This window comes from Pedobacter rhodius, assembly GCF_027213645.1.
GTDB lineage: Bacteria > Bacteroidota > Bacteroidia > Sphingobacteriales > Sphingobacteriaceae > Pedobacter > Pedobacter rhodius.
Genome location: NZ_JAPWGL010000003.1, coordinates 420,956 through 439,109 on the forward strand (window position 1 = coordinate 420,956; position 18,154 = coordinate 439,109).

Genomic DNA, 18,154 nt, shown 5'->3' on the forward strand with positions numbered 1-18,154 from the left:
TCTTGATTTTTAATAAATACTAGAATGTAGCATTTAATGTTATACCAAATGTTCTTGTAGAAGGTATACTGGTAAATTCTCTACCTTGAGAGTTGTTCGTTCCAAAAATGCTTGCCTCTGGATCTATATACTTATTAGATTTTGGCGTCCATAATAAAATGTTAGATCCATTTACAGAAAGGCTGGCTTTTCCAAAAGGAGTTTTTGCCAGGTATTTTGCAGGTATCTGATATCCGAATGAAACATCTCTTAATTTTAAGAAAGCTGCATCAACAATGCTTGATTCTGCAAAACTATTAAAGTTACCATACCAGAAATCAAAGTTACCACTACGTGTTTTTACTGTTGTATTTGGCGTAAATACCCCTGGGGAAGTCTCGATTACGGAATTAGGCCAAATAAAGCGCTCTCTTCCAAACTGCGTTGTTTCTTCAGTTGAACCTGTGAATGTTAACGTACTTTTTGTTCCTGAATAAATTACGTTACCCGATCTGAAATCAAGTGTTGTAGACAAAGAGAAACCTTTATATGATAACGTATTGTTAAATCCTAAAATGTGTTTTGGACTTACTTGACCTAAGTTCTTTAAAGTAGGATCTAAACGAATATAACCGGATGTTGCATCAACAACAACATTTCCGTTCCCATCTCTTAAATATGCAGAACCTACTAAAGATATTGGCTGACCAACAATTGCAGTTGGAACAGGATCGCCACCACCTAAAGGTAATTGTTGTGCACTTTGATACAAGGATTCAACTATATTTTTATTGTGGGTATAACTAAAACTAAAGTTCCAAGAAAAACCATCACGGTTTCTAAAAGGATTTCCTTTTAATGAAATTTCGACACCTTTATTACTTACCACACCAGCATTCACGGTCGCTGCTGTAAAACCTGTAGATGAAGGGATACCAACGTTGATAATCTGTCCATCTGTAGTTGTTTTATAATAAGTAAAGTCTAATCCTAATTTATCTTTAATAAATGATAATTCTGTACCAATTTCGTACGATGTAGTAAACTCTGGTTTTAAATTAGGATTTGGCGTTGTATTAGATAGCGTAAATGCAGCAGTTGATCCGTAAGGGAAACCTGCACCAGCACCAAAAGTTGGCACTAAGTTATAAGGACTAGCATCAGAACCTACTTTAGCATAACTTGCTCTTAATTTAGCATATGAAAGAATATCACTTCCTTTTAATGCATCAATAGCTTCAGTAGCAATAAAACTTAAACTTGCTGATGGATAAAAATAAGAGTTGTTATCTTTTGGTAGTGTTGAAGAAATATCATTTCTTAACGTTCCGTTTAGGAAAATATAATCTTTATATCCTAATGTCAAATCACCTGCAAACCCAATAATACGGTTTTTAAATGAACTTTCGCCACCACCTAACTCACCTACACGGTTTGATAAGTTGAAAAAACCTGGTGTTGAAATTGCACTAGCAGAAGCAGTTAAATTCCGGCTATCATTTTGACGAACGTTATTTAACAAGATTAAAGTAGCACTAAAATCTTCTGAAATGTCTTTTTTAAAGGTTAATAATAAATCCGAGTTAACAATTCTGTTAGAAAAAGCATCTTCGATAATTGCGCCTGGAGTAGCAGTAGGACGCTGACCTGTTCCGAAAGTTGTTTTTTCAAATGTTTGTTTTCTTCTATCAGATGCATAGTCAGTACCTAAACGGTAAGTTACATTTAACCATTTTACCGGGTCGTAAGTAACCTGAAAACTACCCAGAAAACGATCAAGATTACTATTGAATCTATTATTTTCTAATGCATAGTAAGGATTAGGCTGATAACCGTTAAAGAAGCCTTGAGTTGTTGCAAACTCATAGTTTCTCCAATCTTTAAAATTTTCCAAATTGATCTGACGACTAACATTTAACACGTCGTTAATTACTGTCGCATTACCAGTACCTACAAAAGAGGTATTAGTTAAGTTTTTATTATAACTAATATTAGCACTTACGCTAACGTTGTTAGCAAGTTTTGTCGAGCCTGATAATTTAAAAGTATTTCTCCTGAATTTATCCATTGGAACAACCCCCTTTACTTCATTATCAGATAACGAAGCATAAAAGCTTCCTTTTTCACTTCCTCCGGAGAATGAAACAGAATTTTGGATGTTATGTCCTGTTTCAAAAAAGTTTTTAGCATTATCCGGGACAGCACTATAAGGGATAAATAGTTTATTACCATTTGCTAGGGTTGGACCAGATTGAACTATAGATCCATCTAACCTTGGTCCCCAGTTAGTATTTTCAATTTCATCATAAATTGGTGGGTTTCCTGTACCATTTTCATATCCTGAACCAAACTCATTTTGAAGAACAGGTAATTTTTGAACGTTATCAAGGTTAAAAGAAGAAACTACATTAATTTCCATTTTCTTATTTCTTGATGCGGCGTCTTTACCTGTTTTAGTGGTAATAACAATTGCACCGTTTCTACCTTGAGATCCATATAAAGCTGCCGCATTTGGACCCTTCAAAACAGTAACAGATTCAATATCATCCGGGTTAATATCACCAACACGGTTTCCAACATCCACCTGATTTGTTGAGCTGGAGGAAGGTTGATTAGCCGAGTTATCGATAGGAATACCATCTATAACGAATAAAGGTTGCCCTTCACCCTGTAAAGACCTCGTACCTCTCATTGTTATACGGGTAGCAGTATTTACACCACCACTTGACCGGCCAATTTGAACACCTGGTGTTTTACCAGTAATACCATTGATTAAATTTGTTTGTCTTCCTGTAGTTAAATCTGCACTTTTAATATTATCAGCAGCATAACCCAGAGATGCTTTGCTTTTTTCAATACCTACAGCTGTTACAACAACTTCATTTAATGATTGGGCATCAGAAGTTAAAACGACGTTAATTGTATTCGATGTACCAACTGTTCTTGATTGTTTTGCAAACCCAATTGAAGTAAATTCAATTACAGAATTAGCATCAACTTTAAGTGTGTATTTACCAGTAGCATCAGTAGAGGTACCAGTATTAGCACCCTTAATTTTTACACTTACACCTGGGATTGGGAGTTTGTCATCCGCAGAAGTAACCGTACCTGTGATTGTCCTTTCTTGAGCCATTGCCGATATAGCAACGAACATAAGAATGAACAAACTTTGTAGAAGTTTTTTCATGTTTTAAAATAGGTTAGTTAATGATTAGTTTTTTACAGCTCTAAATGTAGTTGGGTGTAGCCGTTTTTTAACAAAAAATGAGCGAATTTTAACTTATTTGACTGTTCTGTGACAGAAAGATATAACGAATCAAAAGTTTAGCACTTTTGAGAATTCTTTAATATAAACACTTGGACAAATTGTTCTGACTATAGAAACATAGGGATAGAATTTGGTAGCGACAAATTAATGTTCGAAATCGATAAAATTATATACTACTTCATTTTTCGATTGTTAAAAACTTTAAAATCAGCTGAGGTTAACACATTAATCTATAAAGTGTCATAGTAAGTGAGCAGTTTTATTATACCTTCATTAGATTTTAAATCTATCTTATTTTCCTTAATATACTTAGTTAACTCATCTCCTCTACCTAATACCGCAATAAAAGCTTTTTCATTGTTTTTTACTTTAACAGGTTTATTATCAGCCTTAACTAAATAATAATTTATAACTTCAGCTACCTTCTTCGTTACGGTACCGGTATTGTAGCCTTTACTTTCGATAATTGTTTTCGATAGCTTTTTCAAAAACTTTATCTTTCCATCATAAATTACATTATAAAAAGTTTTTACGGTCATTCCATCTACAGGCATAAAACCATTTCTATACACTTCCTTAGTATTTGATAATACAAATTCAGCAGGCATATCCTTAAATTCGTATTCCTCATCATTTTCGCCTTTAGTTACGAGCATATCTTCAAGCAAATCATATTTTATGTTATCGGTAATAGGGTTAATACCTGGTGAGAACTTTATGGTCGCCATTTCCCATTGTGGAAATAAATAAGGAGAACCTTCGAGATCGCCTCTCGATTCTTTTACTGTTATAAGGTTTTTATAGGTACTAACTGTTTTAATTTGTGCCTGAACAACACATGAAAATAACATCAGTGAACAAAAAAGAATTTTCCTTAACGTGGGTTTTAACATAATAAATACTATTGATAAAATTTATAAATTAAATATGCAAAAAATTAATCAAAGTTTTGTGATGCAAGTTTATTACGCCTAGCAAAATAATATTTAAAAAAAAAGAGGTATTTCTCAATACCTCTTTTTTTTAAATATTTGATGTTAAATTATCTAGAACCTTTGTATTTAATTACAAGATCAGAAACAACCCTTGGTGTTGTAACCGGATTCCAGTCAAAATTTAATGTAAAAGTCTTAGTGGCTGGATCATATTTATTAACAGCTCCAGCTGTGTTTTTAAGCGTTGGAGCACCTAAACAAGACATTGTTACCAAATTAGTAGCTGGATCTATTGTTGCTCTCAAGTTAGCGATACCACCTACGCCACCCGTTCCACCGAACCAAGTTAAATTTCCTATTTCGACAGTAGTCGCATTAATAGTAGTTAATGTTAAATCAGGATTCCCTGCCAGTGTACCACTTAAAGTCCCGACTTCTTTTACGCCTGGAGCAGTATATCGTTGAATGTACCCACCTGATTGTGAATAAATACCGTCGTAAGCATTTTTAACACTTATAAGAACGAAAATCTGGCCTTGATTAGCAGAAGTAGTACCATTACCTGGATTAGTTATTTTATAGGCTAAGGCATACTTTTTACTAAAGTCAAAAAGTCCAAAATTTAGATTAATGCGAAAGTCCTTCGCGAAATCACCGGCATTAAGCGCTATTGTATAACCTGTAGAAGTTTTAGTTAAACCTGCGCCAGGTGTATAAAGGCTTTCAGGTAAAGTTTCATACGTATTTGGAACACCAGTAGAAATAGGATGAGCCGTATTATATGCTGCAATTAAATCTGGCGCTGCTGTAAGCGTAACCGAACTAGCAGTGTTAAGTGCAGCAGCATTAGCTGCATCTCTTCTAATGTTAAAAACATTAACCGGAGCAATCCCGGTAGCTGCATCTAAGAAAAGAGACTTTTCCGGTCCGTCTATTATCTTGATAATCGTGTTACCTGATGTTTGCGTTTCTTGAGCATCACCATCCACAAAATCATCTTTCCTGCAAGACGACACGAAAACCGATGTCAATACCATCCCTAAAGAAAAGTATTTTAAAAATCTTTTTTTCATAATTTTATATGTTAAAATTAATTATTCTTAATATTATAAATCCCACCACATTCTGGCATCCTGCGTATTTCCGCCTGTCAACTTAGCAACAGCGGCAGCATAGCTTGCACCATTGGTTGTTATTTCAGAAGGCGCATATACATATCTGCGTGGAATTTGTTTCGTAGCATTGGTTGCTGCCGTGGCAGGAACTAGTGCTGGAAATCCTGTTCTACGATAAATGTTCCAGGCTCTTAAACCATTAGGATAGCTGGCTATATATTCTTGCGTAGCGATGTTTTTCAAATTACCTGCCGTACCTACAGCACCGATTGCAACATTGGCATTGGCTAAATAAGTTGCTGATGGCGCACCAACGCCCCACTGTTCGTGAGATAAAGTGATTCCGGCAAGATATAAAGTAGGTAAAACTTCAGTTGTCCAGCCCATATTAGCAGCTTCAGCACGCGCTAAAGTAACTTCAGCAGCTGATAACATTACATACGGACTACTTTCTGTTCTTAAATCGCCCCTTAATACACGAGCCCAGGTTGGGTTTGCATCTGTAAATGCTGTAGCTGTAGCTCTTGTAACGCCATAGGGAACGCCCAAGTTTGAAGAAGCAGTACTGCCTAACACCTCAGAAGCACCACCATACGCAGCTTGTCTGGCATCTCCGCCCAAAGTTGTCACTAACAAATCAGTCATGCTTTTACTTTCTGCTAAATCTTTACGACCATTATACTCGTTAAACAAAGGATTTTTGTAATTCGTATTATAAGTAATTTTAACATTTTGAGCATTAGTAGAAATATAACCACCAGCATCAGCTAAAGCCGCTTTAAATTGAGTTGCAGAATAATCAGCTGCGCCCGGATACCTTTTTGATAATTGTAAGGCCATTAACATCCTTAATGAGTTCGCAAATCTTTTCCACGAAGCTACATCGCCGTTAAAAACGATATCGCCAGTAATTGAAGAATTATCCATTGCAGCAACTGATGATGTCAAAGTTGATATCATACCCTTATAAATAGATTCCTGAGCATCATAAGCCGGTGCATTAAACTCAATACCTTTTAAAGCCTGGCTGTAAGGTACATCACCCCAACGGTCGGTAATTGACCAGAAAATGTATTGCTGAACAATCTTAGCAACCTGTTTCATATTATTACTTGTATTCAAAATCTGAATATTCTGTAAATCATACAATGCACCACTATAAATACCAGCAAAACCGTCCTGAATTAAGGTATAGTTAGAAGCATCCGGATATTGCGTTTCCGAAAAGTACTGTCCATAGTATCCTGGTCTTACAGTATATGAATAACCTGCTAAACCGACAAGTGTATTCGTTAATAAAGCTGATGGATTAGCCTGTGTTGTACTGTTCGGATCAATATTGGTCTGACCAAAGTCCTCAAGCTTTTTACATCCTGCAGATGCTACTAATAACAAGCCTGCAAATGCATATATAAATATCTTTTTCATATCTTTTCTTTAAATTTAATCACCCCTATTAAAATCCTATTTTCAAGTTAAATCCAAAACCTCTTGTACCTGGTAACTGAGAAGTTTCACCACTTGTGGCCGAAATCTCAGACGGATCGAAATCTTTGGTTTTAGCATAAATTAATACAGGGTTTCTGGCAACTACTGAGAATGTTGCATTCTGAATAAATGAAGCAATACCTAATTTCTTAACTGGTATACGATAACCTACTGAAACCTCACGTAACTTAATAAAAGTTAAATCGTAGATGTAATCATCAAAGGTTTTAGAGTTGTATAACCCCTGAAAATAATCCTGTGCTTCCAGGTAGTAAGTTTTAGGTTGCCCTGTAGTTGCATCTACACCATCCACACGTACACCACCACCATCAGCAACTTTATCACGGATAGGATTTCCTTTATCATTATTACCAGCGGTACGAGCAGTTACCCCACTATATGCACCCCATTGATTTGATAATGAAACAAATTTACCGCCGAATTGATAATCAATATTCGCGGCCACGTCAAACATTTTAAATATGGTAAATGCGTTTTGTAAACCGCCTGTATGTTTTGGTAGAACACTACCGAAGTAAACATTAGGATCATTTACAAAGTGACCATTGGCATCCAGCAACGGAACGCCATCAGCATTACGTTTTTTACCATTACCCCAAATCTGACCCCATTCATAACCTGCTTCATGAATCATAAAAGGCATAGTCGTTCCCCAAACGTTATTTACGTTTGTAACCCTGGTTACGCCATATTTTTCACTTACTTCAACTACTTTATTGCTGATTAAGTTAGCGTAAGTAGCATTAATGCTCCAGCTAAAGTTGTCGTTATTAAATGGAACAGCTTGCAATTGAAATTCTAAGCCATGACTTGTGATTTTACCAATGTTTGTTAGGATTGAAGTAAAACCACTTGCTCCGTTTACAGGCACTGCCCTTGGATAGTTTGTTTCTGTTTTATCCCAGTAAGTAGCAGATAAATTTAGTCTTCTTTTAAAGAATTTTAAATCCAAACCTACCTCAGAACTTTGAGCAACCGCACCTCTGATTGCAGGATCGACTAAAGCATCTGGTGTATTTTGCAATAAATTACCATTAAATTTTAATGAGTTTACGCCATATGAAAACCCTGGAAAGCGATAAGCACCAAACCGACCGGTACTTTCACCTAACGCCTGAGGAATCTCACCATATGAACCTCTGATTTTTGCTTCAGATAACCATCCGAAACCATCTTTAGGCAGTAATTCAGAAAACACAAATGAACCACCTATTGATTTTGACAATACCGCATTATCTTCTGCAGGCAGGGTAGAAAACCAATCATTTCTAATCGAAGCATTAATAAACGCCAATCTTTTATAGCCAAAAGTTGCACTCGCTAATAAAGCTCTGTATTTTTCAACGTATCTGTAGTTACCTATTGAAGGCACATCTAATGAGTTACTGATGGTAAACAAATTAGGAATTGATAATCCCTGATTTGTATTAGCATTCACATAAGTACTTTCGCCTTTGAATATATCGCTACCAGCAGTTACGTCTAAAGAAAAATCTTTAATTTGTTTGGTATAATGTCCTAACAACTCATAGTTTTCTCTATTAGAATAGGTGTTTTCAGTAGAGTAAGCCGCTTTTAATCCAGTTTGATTACCACTTGTTTCCAATTCACTTCTTGTTCTGTTTTCAGAAAATGTGGTATTTTGTTGCTTACGGTAAGTAGCTGTAAAGCTTAAATCATTATTTACTTTATAAGTAAAGGCTAAGTTACCATAAAGACGGTCTCTTTGATTTAATCTTGTATTCAAATCACCAAAAGTATATGGATTATACCAATAGTTACCCCCATAAAATGCTTTAGGATTAGCAGGATCATAACCAGTTGGGTCAGAGTGGTTCCAGCTCGCATAAATTGTTTCACCTGGTAAACCCGGAACGGTTAAACCTCTTAATTCCTTCATGATATCCATATCAACATCACGATGGAACCACTGAGAGAATGAACCTGTTGTTAAATTGCTATAAGCATCATCAATATTTCCTTTTAATACATTTTTAACATAATTGATATTAGCCGCTACAGTAAAATGCTTATTAAGATCATAAGATGAGTTGAAATTCAAGGTGTTTTTATTCTGACTTGACCCTGGAATTAATCCCTGGGTATTTTGATTACCATAAGTCATCTTAAGGCTATATCTATCGCCACCTCCACTATATGTAATGGAATTGTTAAATGTAACACCGGTTTCGAAAAAGTCTTTAGCATTGTCCGGATTAGGTGTCAAACTTGCTGTTTTGTAAGAATACTGCGTACCTGGATACCATGCGTACCATGGAATATATTCCTGGCCAACCATTTTAGGCCCCCAGCTTGAGTCATCACTATAATTTGGATAGTATTTACCATCTAGCGCTTTCCATTCAGCTGGGTCGGTAGACTTCCAGGTATATTTTGTTAAATCCTGAGAATTACCCCCAGCATAAGTGTTCTGATAGTTGGGAAGAATGTAAGCGTTTTCAAACAAACCGCCTAAATTTAAAGTTAAACCAATGCCTGTTGCTGATTTTCCTTTTTTAGTGGTAATTAAGATTGCACCACCAGCAGCCTGAGAACCTAATAATGCCGCAGCAGCAGGTCCTTGTAATACCGAAACGTCTTCAATGTCATCCAGATTGACATCATCCGCATTTGGCAGAATTGTTCCATCTACAACATAAAGTGCACCAACTCCAGTACCAAAACCACCTGCACCCCTTAGCCTTACCTCTGTATTTCTACCTAAAGCAGCAGCAGACTGGCTTCTTACCTGAAGACCGGCAACTTTACCCGCCAAGGCATTGTTAACATTTGTAGAACGGATGGTGTTTAATTTTTCTCCGGAAACGCTTTGCGTATTTGTAACCTGAGAACGTTCTGTTGATTTTGTACCATAAGCACCTGTAACAACAACCTCTGTCAATTCATTTGCATCTGTTGCTAATGATGCATTAATTACATTTGATGAACCAACTACAATTTCTCTGGCTTTAAATCCAACATAAGAAATAACTAAAGTTGACCCGTTGTTGGCTCTGATGGAGAACTTGCCATCCGCCCCGGTTACTGTACCTCCTGGGGTACCTTTGATTTTTACACTTACTCCAGGAATGGGTAGTTTATCGTCCTGAGAAGTAACTGTACCTGTAATTGTTCGCTCTTGTGCCATTGCTGAAACAGCAACAAATAAGAGTATGAACAAACTTTGTAGAAGTTTTTTCATAATTTGAAAATAGGGTTAGTTAATGATTTATTAACCACTAAAGTATACTTACTTACTTATATCACCAAATTTATTGGCGCCTATTTTCAAAACTTAAACCTAAAAGGTTAAAAAAATGCTACTATAAGTTAAAAAAAGATATTATTTTAAATAAACTACCAATTTAGTTATACTTAACAGGTTATTTTACCCATTATTTTAATTAAAAATAGATTTTAAACGACAAAACAATCAGGATTTGACTAGTAACTACAAAAAACAATGTTTCCAAACAGTGTTTTCCCGCCTTCCCAAAAATTTCGGAACAAAGGGTCATTTGCTAAATACACTATCGTTCCCCTTCCCGAATCCTGAACACCAATCAATAGACCGGTTTTCAAATCTTCACGTACTTTTTTACCAACAATACCGGACATCAGACTTTTATCGTTTACCTGCCCAACATTCCATCCTTTAACCAGTGGCTCATAAATTTTACGATCGGTTTTCAAAGTGTAGTAAGATTTTCCGATGCCATAAGAGAATGGATGAGATGCATCTAAATTAATTCTGTATATCGCACCAGGAATGGTGTTTTCATAATCATCATGGTCTTTATCTTTAAAAAGAAGTTTACTCGCTTCCGGCTTTTCATCTTTTTTAACAACAGCTTCTTTCTTTTTAATATCAAATCCTTTTTTCTCTAAAACACTTTCTATAGCATCTTCCATTAAAATCAACTTTCCGCCCTTATTAATCCAGCTTTTTAACCCCTCGTCTATGAAATTACTGTAACTTCCATCGGGAAGGATTAAGGTATTTACTTTGCTAATCTCCAGATTATTGATATCTCTTGCATTAATGATATTTGGCGTTAAGCCTAAATCGTGTTCCAGGTAATACCAAACCTCACCAAAAGCAAGCGATGAAACCTCGTTTCCGGATACAATAGCAATTTTAGGCTGCTTTAATATCGGATACACAGATGAGCCAAAGTCCTTTCCTTTATCGACAAAGCCTGTTGAAATTGCCTGTACCGGCTTATCTAACTGATTTGAAATCTGAACGACTTTATTTTTAATGTCTTTTATTGTTTTCTCATTTTCGACACGCAAAACAATCAGCGTTCCCGCAGGATAATCTTTTCCATTAACAGAAAATGGCTGATCAGCCTGTCTAACCTTTATATGCTCCTTTTGTAAGGCCACGAGCAATTGTAAATCCTCACTATTTCCCCATCCAAATAACCAGGCTAGGGGTTTATCTAAATTAGATGAAACCATTTTACTTTCATCAAGCGTGCTGTATTTTCCTTTTATACTTTCTTTTAATGCATAAGCTTTCAAACCGTAAACATAAGGAAGTGCCCATGCTGTAATGTCGTAGGTGTTTGAATCGGTTACAACCGTTTGAGGCTCTAATAAAACATTTGCCAATACGGCTTTTGGTTGCAGCACATTTACGATTAAATCGTTTCTTCCTAAAGTAAAGTTTTCTTCTTTTTTGGTATCGTAATCATAGCCTTTTCCTGTTTTATCGCCGCCAAATGCGAATTCAATCTTATTTTTCGTTAACAGGTCCGCTAATTTTTTTAATCGGGACAGGTTATCAGGCTTAATGACATAGCTTTTATATACCCCCGGCGCAGTTATTAAAGCTTGCTGAAAATACTTTTTATATTCATCCAGTAATTTATTGTGATTTAATGAAGTGACTTCCAGTGTAGACATACTTGTTGTAAAATGATGCGCAACACGATCTTTTAAGGTTAACGTATCTCCATCATTCGTTACCACGGATAAACCGGCTCTTATTCCGCCTTGCTCATAGGTCATTCCGATAGAACCATTGTATAAAGGATAAGTATCTCCGTATGACGGATATAAAAGATCGAAACGTTCTTTGGTAAAATACTGCCAGCCCTGTTCATCAAAATACTTCGCATTATTTTTACCAACTACAACCTGGAAACTCTTTTGCCAGGGTGTAATATCCTGGTGTACCGGTTCTGCCGCGGGCGCGAAGTAATAAGGATCATTATAGCTTTGTTCATGAAAATCAACATGAACCTGAGGCATCCATTGGTTATAAAGCGCTAATCTTTGTTTGCTTTCCATTTGAGTTTGCCACGCCCAGTCTCTGTTTAAATCAAAGTAATAATGATTCGGCCTTCCGCCCGGCCAGGGTTCGATATGTTCTCTCGATGTAGGATCTGAATTTGGTTTTTCGCCGACAACGCTGTTAAAATAGTTTGCATAACGATCTCTTCCATCGGGATTTAAGCAAGGATCTATAACCACCACTGTATTTTTTAACCATTCGTTTGCCTGCTGATTGGTTCCCGAAGATAAATTATAAAGTGTTTTCATTGCCGTTTCGGTAGAATTAGCTTCATTCCCGTGAACATTATAACTTAACCATAAAATGGTGGGTTGAGCAGCTAAATCGATACCAGTGCTGGTACCACTTGCCAGCGCGAGGTTATTTTTACGTATTTCTTCAAGCTTATTTATATTTTCTGCTGAGGAAATTACTGCAACGAGCAGGGGCCGCCCTTCATTCGTTTTCCCATAGTCTATCAGCTTTACATTTTTTGAAGCTGCAGCTGCTGTTTGCCTGAAATAATCTGCTACTTTATAATGTGGTGTAAAATGCGTACCCAGTTCGTAACCCAAAAATTCATCAGGTGATTTTACCTGGGCCTGTACAGTTAAAATTGAGGAAATAGCGAATAAGCAAATGGTAAACAGTTTCTTCATAAGTAATAATTTTATCTAATGTACTAATTTTGTTTTTTGTTGTTGCTAAAGCTTAATTTTGCAACAAATATTTTTCAATTAGCATGAGTACAACCGAAGAATTATATCAGCACTTTCTTAAAAACCCGGTAATTTCTACTGATACCAGAAACATATCAGATGGTTGTATCTTTTTCGCCCTTAAGGGTGATAATTTTAATGCAAATACGTTTGCAGCACAAGCTATTGACAAAGGTGCCTCGTTTGCGGTTGTTGATGAAGCGGAATATGTAACTAGCGAACGGTATTTATTAGTTGAAGATACCCTTTCCGCTTTACAGGATTTAGCCAGCCATCACCGTAAGCAATTAAATATTCCTGTAATCGGATTAACTGGAAGCAATGGTAAAACCACAAGTAAAGAATTGGTTAATGCCGTTTTAGCGGAGCGTTATAAAACTTTTGCAACTTTCGGTAATCTGAATAATCACATTGGCGTACCACTTTCAATTTTATCAATTGGAAGTGACGTGGAAATTGCAGTTATTGAAATGGGTGCCAATCACCAAAAAGAAATTGAATTGCTATGTACAATTGCGCAGCCTACACATGGCATTATAACCAATGTGGGTATGGCACATTTAGACGGTTTTGGCGGATTTGAGGGGGTTAAAAAAGGTAAAGCTGAATTATATGCTTACCTGAAAGAAACTCAGGGTTATACCTTTATTAACCGGGATAATTCTCATTTAATGGAAATGAGCGCCGCAGCAGGATTATCAAAACTAATTTTTTATGGTACTGAAAACGGAAATACCATTAAAGGCGAATTGAAAAGCAGCGATCCGTTTATTGAAGTTGTTTGGACAAACCATGAAATTTTATCGACAGTAAAAACCAATTTAACCGGTAGTTATAATTTTGAGAATATTCTTGCTTCAATTTGTATCGGCGATTTCTTTGATATGAATCCTGAAGAAATTAATAATGGTTTAGCAAATTACCAGCCTCAAAACAATCGTTCACAGTTAACAAAAACGGAAAGCAATACCGTAATCTGCGATTTTTACAATGCCAATCCAAGCAGTATGTCTGCAGCACTGGATAATATAGCCGTTTTAACAGCTGATAAAAAAATAGCCATCTTAGGCGATATGTTTGAGCTTGGTGCGGAATCAGCAGGACAACATAAATTAATTGCAGAACAGGCTGTGAAAAGTGGATTGGATAAAATCATTTTTATCGGAAAATATTTTTCTGTATTAAGCAATGATTATGCTGGTGTTTTCTTTGAAACACCAGCACAAGCTATTGAATACCTGGCTGAAAATAAAATAACAAATTCACTTGTACTCTTAAAAGGTTCAAGAGGAATGAAGCTGGAAAGTTTGTTAGCATATTTATAGATTATGAATACGCTTATTTCATAAAATTATTCGTTAACACGAACTAATTATTGATACTAAAAAATCCGTGCCTTTCAATCTGGCCTTTATTATGCAACGAATGTACAAGGCTAATTCAGAATTAGGTTGTCCGGGCAACGTCCGCATTTGTCTGGAATTGTCCGGATTTGTCCGGTAAAAAGCTGGTTTGTTCGGGTGTTGTTCGAGGTTTGTTCTTATAACAGTGCTTTAAAGGCCATTTTCTCGAAGGAGACTCGAAGCATTGTAGAACAAAACATGAATATTATTAAAATAATTAGCGGGTTTTACCTGTAGATAATAAAATGATTTTCACGAAAAGGTTTTAAAAGTTTTAGATCTGCGAAATCAGCGGAACATTAAAATAACATGCCACGGAAACACGGATTTCACAGAAAAGGACGCTAAGCTTATAAACTCTTTGAATTAACCTATTAAAACATCGTAGCAGAAAAATATCCCGCAAAAAACGCTGATATCTGCAGAAAAGCTTTTTAACCATCATCATCTGCGAAATCAGCGGGAGCATTAAAATAATATGCCACGGAAACAATTTTGTCTACTGCAGGCACGAGTTTTTCAAGGAAAGTTTTTTTTAGGAAGGGTCAATCCGCAACCATTGTTGTTACACGTGCATCATTTATATTGTAATCCCCCCTTAAAGATTGTTAAGTCGTTCCTCCTCATCTGCACGCGGTAGGCAATTACGAATATGGAATTCTTAGAAAGAAACAATCTATATATCTTATATGGTGGTTTTATATGATACAGATGAAGGCTTTTCGCTTAATGGGTTTATCGCATTAAGATTCCCGCCTGCGCGAGAATGACTACTGGAGGAGAAGGCCGGCTGTTAATTCGGCGCGATTAAAAGACCAACATCGCTAATTTCTAAAAGTGGATTATCCCGCATATTTTGTTCAATTTCGATTTCGAACTTACCATTATGCGAAAAATGATAGTTTGTTAGAAGGGGAAAAGTATAATTGAAGACATTTCCTGAGCCACTGCCTAGCCACTCACCGTCGTTTTTAGCTAACTTGAACTGATAACGCCTGGTTACTTTATCCTTACCATCCTTAAAATGCGCTAAAATAAAAATATTGGCATACTGATAATCGGCAGTATGCCTTAGCTTAAAATAAATATTATAGGCCTTAATGTTGTCCTTAATTTCAAAAGGAACTTTAAGGTGATTGCGATAAGTCCATTTTCTGTCCGGAATTTCTTCATTACCATCCGTAATATTTGAACTGCATCCTGACAGGAATGCAGTAAAAAACACGACAACAAGCAAAAAAGCTTGCGTATTATTCAACAGCCGGTTTATTATCAGAACCATTATTGTTATTTCTGCGGTTATTATTTTTTCTACGGTTATTCCTGTTCTTATTTCTGCTCTGCTCCGGTGTCTTTTCGCCTGTACTTGCCTGCGCGCCTTCAACTTTAACTATTGGTTTTGGCACCTGAACTTGTTGAGGCCGTGGCGTATTTTGTTGTCTTGGCCCTTGATTTTTAGGGTTTTGACCACCTTGTTGCTGGGGTTTTGGTCCGTTTTGCTGAGGCTTTTGCTGATTTGGATTTTGAGGTTTATTACCTGCAGATTTATCGTTTGTCTGATCTCTATCTCTTCTGTTCTGATTGTTATTACGGTTGTTCTTCTGATTCCTGTTCTGGTTGTTATTTCTGTTTTTAGAACGTTCATCCAAACGGGTTAAACTATCCTGACCAACCACATTTTCATAATCGAAAGATTTTTCAATGATAACCGGCGTTGCAATTTGAACGGCTTCTTCCTTTAAATTAGGTGCTTTTTTGCCGGCTTTATTCATTGCCATGATTTCTTTAACACGAGCCGCAGCAACCGGAATCCAGTTTTCATCGCCCTGGTAACTAAACCACATTATTTTTTTGAAGATATCTGTTTTTTGATGGCGTGCATAACCCGCTTCGGTATCTAAATTCTCTATTCTATCCGGAATATCTTTTAACGCATCCAGATAAGTATCTAATTCATAATTTAAACAGCATTTTAATTTACCGCATTGCCCGGCTAGTTTTAATGTGTTTAAAGAAAGGTTCTGATAACGGGCTGCAGCTGTAGAAACGGTTTTAAAATTAGTTAACCAGGTAGAACAGCACAATTCGCGGCCGCACGAGCCTATTCCGCCTAAGCGGCCAGCCTCCTGGCGCATACCAATCTGCCGCATTTCTATACGGATACGGAAGCTTTCGGCCATTTTTTTAATCAGTTCGCGAAAATCCACACGACCATCGGCTGTATAAAAAAATGTTGCCTTGGTTTTATCTGCCTGGTAGTCGACGTCACTTATTTTCATGGATAAGCGTAAATCCAGTGCAAGCTTCCGGGCTTTGTGCATGGTTTCCCATTCCATTTCCTTCGCAGCATTCCATTTTTCTACATCGGCCTCGGTCGCTTTACGATAAATCTTTTTAGTTACCTGATCCAAAGGCGTTTTACGCCTTTTCATTTGTACCCTTACCAGTTCTCCTGTTAGTGAAACATGACCAACATCAAAACCACCTGTTGGTCCTTCTACGGCAACGAGTTCTCCGATTTCTAGATAAATGTTATCGTTATTCAGAAAAAACTCTTTTCTGGAGCCTTTAAATTTTATTTCTGTAACCTGAAAAGGTTTATAGCTGGAGGGCATATCCAGGTTGGATAGCCAATCGTGTACTTCCATTGTCTGGCAACCACCGGTGCCGCATGAGCCATTACTTTTGCATCCATTAGGGGTGCAACCACCACCTGTTGAACAACTTCCACATCCCATAATTAATTGTATATATATTGAGTCCCCTGAGGGAGCGTTTTAAACCTGATAATTTTTACCAACTGTAAAGATACATCTAAAAACAGAATTTTCGGGTTTGCATTCCTTTCAATATGGTAATGAGCCTTTTCCAGCTCTGTAATTATTGCTTCTGCCATGGGTAATGTAAGCACATGCTCACTTAATTTTTTTGCGGTTTCCATCGTCAGTGGCGGCAATTTAACCAATGCTTCGGCTCCGCTAATAATTAAGCAACATTCGCGTAAATAATTTATACCGTATTTTAAAAAGTTCTTTTGATTTTCCCGCCCCCATTTAGCAGCTTCATCGGTAAAGTCGATTAAATCGGGTACTTTGTTCCCAAATCCCATGCGCAGCCAACTGGTAAATACCCCTGAGCTATCACCCTGAATATCAGCCGCCAAAGCTTTCGCTTCTATTAAGTTTCCATCCGCCAGAAAAGAATAATCAATTGCCTGATTTTGGTTTACGCCTGTATTTTCGAGCAGGTAATTAGTTATTTCTTCACCAGTTAATTTTGGAATTTTTACAATTTGTGTTCGTGATAAAATGGTCGTTAAAATCTGATCCTGACTTTGGGCCACCAGAATAAAAAGTGTATTTGCAGGCGGTTCTTCGATCAATTTAAGCAAAGCATTTCCAGATTTATCCAGGTATTCGGGCAACCACATTATCAGAACCTTAGTTTGGGCTTCAAAAGCTTTATAACTCAGTTTCTTAATAATATCATGACATTCGCCAATCGGGATGTTCGCCTGTTTATTTGCAGCCTCAAGTTTCGAACGCCAGATATCCATATCAAAATATAAATCCTGCAACAGCATATTACGCCAGTCATCCAAAACATCTACAGCCGTTTTTATACTAGACGAGGCAAAGAATGGGTAAGAAAAATGCAAATCGGGGTGAATTAACCTTTCATATTTTCTACAGCTGGAGCATACACCGCAACTATCGTTCTCTTTTCTATCCAGACAGTTTATGTATTGCGCATAAGCAACAGCCAGCGGTAAGGCCCCTGAACCAACCGGCGATAAAAAAAGCTGCGCATGGCTGATACGGTTTTCTTTTACCGTTTGCACCAATTGTTGCTTAACCTTTTCCTGCCCTATGATTTCTTTAAACTGCATTTGGTGCAAAATAAGAAATAGATATGAAATGTTGGCCATTAGCCCTAAGAATTTGA

Annotated in this window: 10 protein-coding genes; 1 reads left to right on the forward strand and 9 read right to left on the reverse strand. The window is 36.8% G+C overall.

Annotation, left to right across the window (positions count from 1 at the left end):
• Positions 1-19: 19 nt before the first annotated feature.
• From O0931_RS11940 to O0931_RS11965, 6 genes are all read right to left on the reverse strand, one after another.
• Positions 20-3,166, reverse strand: a complete 3,147-nt coding sequence (locus O0931_RS11940) for a SusC/RagA family TonB-linked outer membrane protein (protein WP_269415812.1) — start codon at positions 3,164-3,166, stop codon at positions 20-22.
• A 311-nt stretch (positions 3,167-3,477) separates the two neighbouring features.
• Positions 3,478-4,098, reverse strand: a complete 621-nt coding sequence (locus O0931_RS11945; RefSeq protein WP_269415813.1) for a hypothetical protein — start codon at positions 4,096-4,098, stop codon at positions 3,478-3,480.
• A gap of 191 nt (positions 4,099-4,289) precedes the next feature.
• Positions 4,290-5,255: a DUF1735 domain-containing protein gene (locus O0931_RS11950; protein ID WP_269415814.1), complete on the reverse strand. Its 966-nt coding sequence runs from the start codon at positions 5,253-5,255 to the stop codon at positions 4,290-4,292.
• Positions 5,256-5,288: 33 nt separating this feature from the next.
• The gene (locus O0931_RS11955) at positions 5,289-6,725 is read right to left on the reverse strand and encodes a SusD/RagB family nutrient-binding outer membrane lipoprotein (RefSeq protein WP_269415815.1); all 1,437 of its coding nucleotides are present in this window, start codon (positions 6,723-6,725) and stop codon (positions 5,289-5,291) included.
• Positions 6,726-6,753: 28 nt separating this feature from the next.
• On the reverse strand, positions 6,754-10,008 hold the full coding sequence (locus O0931_RS11960; RefSeq protein WP_269415816.1) for a SusC/RagA family TonB-linked outer membrane protein: 3,255 nt from the start codon (positions 10,006-10,008) through the stop codon (positions 6,754-6,756).
• 242 nt (positions 10,009-10,250) lie between these two features.
• Positions 10,251-12,746 (reverse strand): M14 metallopeptidase family protein, encoded by a 2,496-nt coding sequence (locus tag O0931_RS11965; RefSeq protein ID WP_269415817.1) that lies wholly within the window; start codon positions 12,744-12,746, stop codon positions 10,251-10,253.
• 83 nt (positions 12,747-12,829) lie between these two features.
• Between O0931_RS11965 and O0931_RS11970 the strand changes: the two genes are divergently transcribed.
• The gene (locus tag O0931_RS11970) at positions 12,830-14,131 is read left to right on the forward strand and encodes a UDP-N-acetylmuramoyl-tripeptide--D-alanyl-D-alanine ligase (RefSeq protein ID WP_269415818.1); all 1,302 of its coding nucleotides are present in this window, start codon (positions 12,830-12,832) and stop codon (positions 14,129-14,131) included.
• 871 nt (positions 14,132-15,002) lie between these two features.
• Here O0931_RS11970 and O0931_RS11975 read toward each other — a convergent pair.
• From O0931_RS11975 to O0931_RS11985, 3 genes are read right to left on the reverse strand one after another with little or no spacing between them, the layout of a single operon-like run.
• Complete coding sequence (locus O0931_RS11975; RefSeq protein WP_269415819.1) at positions 15,003-15,467, reverse strand: gliding motility lipoprotein GldH; 465 nt, start codon at positions 15,465-15,467, stop codon at positions 15,003-15,005.
• Complete coding sequence (locus tag O0931_RS11980) at positions 15,460-16,947, reverse strand: PSP1 domain-containing protein (RefSeq protein ID WP_269415820.1); 1,488 nt, start codon at positions 16,945-16,947, stop codon at positions 15,460-15,462. Before O0931_RS11980 ends, O0931_RS11975 begins: the two co-directional genes overlap by 8 nt.
• Positions 16,948-16,949: 2 nt before the next feature.
• Positions 16,950-18,098, reverse strand: coding sequence for a DNA polymerase III subunit (locus tag O0931_RS11985; RefSeq protein ID WP_269415821.1), 1,149 nt, complete (start codon positions 18,096-18,098; stop codon positions 16,950-16,952).
• Positions 18,099-18,154 lie beyond the last annotated feature (56 nt).